This is a genomic window from Bradyrhizobium sp. PRIMUS42, from assembly GCF_023006515.1.
GTDB lineage: Bacteria > Pseudomonadota > Alphaproteobacteria > Rhizobiales > Xanthobacteraceae > Bradyrhizobium.
On record NZ_JALBGZ010000950.1, the window covers coordinates 1 to 1,999 of the forward strand.

General features: G+C 63.5%; 1 protein-coding gene and 2 pseudogenes. All 3 read left to right on the forward strand.

The window, feature by feature from the left end; genetic code table 11:
• A pseudogene (locus MOV75_RS36095) lies at window positions 1–415 on the forward strand (branched-chain amino acid ABC transporter substrate-binding protein); the annotation flags it as partial.
• 223 nt (window positions 416–638) lie between these two features.
• Window positions 639–1,577, forward strand: coding sequence for a YVTN family beta-propeller repeat protein (locus MOV75_RS36100; RefSeq protein WP_309486841.1), 939 nt, complete (start codon window positions 639–641; stop codon window positions 1,575–1,577).
• A pseudogene (locus MOV75_RS36105) lies at window positions 1,574–1,933 on the forward strand (ATP-binding cassette domain-containing protein); the annotation flags it as partial. The gene MOV75_RS36100 and the pseudogene MOV75_RS36105, both read left to right, overlap by 4 nt.
• Between the last annotated feature and the right edge of the window lie 66 nt (window positions 1,934–1,999).

Here is a 1,999-nt window from a genome sequence, read left to right on the forward strand (position 1 = left end):
CCCCGTCGCGGGCTCGGCCGGCCTCGTGCCGCGCAGCTGGGACGCCGCGCAGGACCAGTGGGGCGCGATCCAGATGCAGAACCGCTTCATGAAGCTGAATTCGCGCCGCATGACCGCGCTCGACATGCAGGCCTGGACCGCCGCCCGAATGATCGGCGAAGCCACCTCGCGCACCAATTCCGGCGACGTCAAGAAGGTGACGGACTTCATCAAGGGCCCGGACTTCTCGGTCGCCGCCTTCAAGGGCACGCGATTGACCTTACGCGACTGGAATTGGCAGCTGCGCCAGCCGATCCTCTTGGTCGACGGCCGCATGGTGGTGTCGGTGTCGCCGCAGGAGGGATTTCTGCACCAGGTCTCCGAGCTCGACACGCTCGGCTATGACCGCCCGGAGAGCAAATGCAAGCTGAAGTGAGCATTGTGAGATGAGTTCAAGCTGTCACGGCGACGACGCTGCGCCCCCTCTCCCGCTTGCGGGGGAGGGTTGGGGAGAGGGTGTCTCCGCTCGCGAGAACCCCCAAGAGGAGAAAACCCTCACCCGTATCGCATCTTTCGATGCGATACGCCCCCCCCCACAAGCGGGGGAGGTGAAGACCGCCCGCGGACAGAGATCGCACATGCTAAGAGCAGCGTTGCTTATGGCTCTGGCGACAACCGCAGCGCCCGCGCATGCGTTCATCGCCTATGTCTCGAACGAGAAGAGCAATACGGTGACGGTGATCGACACCGACAGCTGGACCGTGACCAAGACCATCAAGGTCGGCCAGCGCCCGCGCGGCATCGACTTCACGCGTGACGGCAAGTTCGTGATGGTCGCGGTCGGCGACGACGACACCATTCAGGTGATCGACGCCAAGACGCAGAGCGTGGTGGATAGCCTGCCCTCCGGACCCGATCCGGAATTGTTCGCCCAGGACGCCGCCGGCAAGATACTCTACGTCGCCAACGAGAACGACAACACGGTGACCGTGATCGACCTCGAGAAGCGCACCCGGCTCGGCGACATCCAGGTCGGCGTCGAGCCCGAGGGCATGACCATCAGCCCCGACGGCAAGACGCTGATCAACACGTCGGAAACGACCAACATGGCGCATTTCATCGACACCTCGTCGCGCCAGATCGTCGCCAACGTGCTGGTCGATGCGCGGCCGCGCTTTGCCGAGTTCAAGCACGATTCTTCGGAAGTGTGGGTGTCCTCCGAGATCGGCGGCACCGTCTCGATCATCGACCCCAAAAAGCACGAGGTGATCGGCAAGGTCACGTTCGAGATCCCGGGCCTGCGGAAAGAGGCGATCCAACCGGTCGGCATCGGCATGACCAAGGACGACAAGACCGCCTTCATCGCGCTCGGCCCTGCCAACCGCATCGCCGTGGTCGATGTCGCCTCGCGCAAGGTGACGAAATATCTCCTGGTCGGCCAGCGGGTCTGGCACATGGCGTTCACGCCCGATGAAAAATATCTGCTGACCACCAATGGCGTGTCGAACGACGTTTCCGTCATCGACGTCGCCGCGCAAAAGGTGATCAAGACCATTCAGGTCGGCGAGCTACCCTGGGGCATCACGATCGCGCCATGACCAGCCCTGCTTCGATTCCCGAACCACAGGGGGCGCCGAGGCTAGAAGCGGCCGCGACGCCGGCGCTGTCGATCGACGGTGTCAGCCATGCCTATGGATCGCGCCGGGCGTTGATCGACGTCTCTTTCAACGTGCAGCCGGCGAGCTTTACCGCCCTGCTCGGCCTCAACGGCGCCGGCAAGAGCACGCTGTTCTCGCTGATCACGCGCCTGTTCGGCATCCAGAGCGGCCGCATCGGCATTTTCGGCCACGACATCAGCAAGAGCCCCGGCGAGGCGTTACGGCTGCTCGGTGTCGTGTTCCAGCCGCGCACGCTCGATCTCGACCTGTCGTTGACGCAGAACCTGCTCTACCATCACAGAGTGAGATCTTAGGGTGGGCAAAGCGTAGCGTGCCCACGCGTCTGTCGTCATATCGCAAAG

Bases quoted from the DNA above. Each gene is read 5' to 3' on its own strand.
- MOV75_RS36100 (WP_309486841.1), top strand. From the start codon at position 639: ATGGCTCTGGCGACAACCGCAGCGCCCGCGCATGCGTTCATCGCCTAT.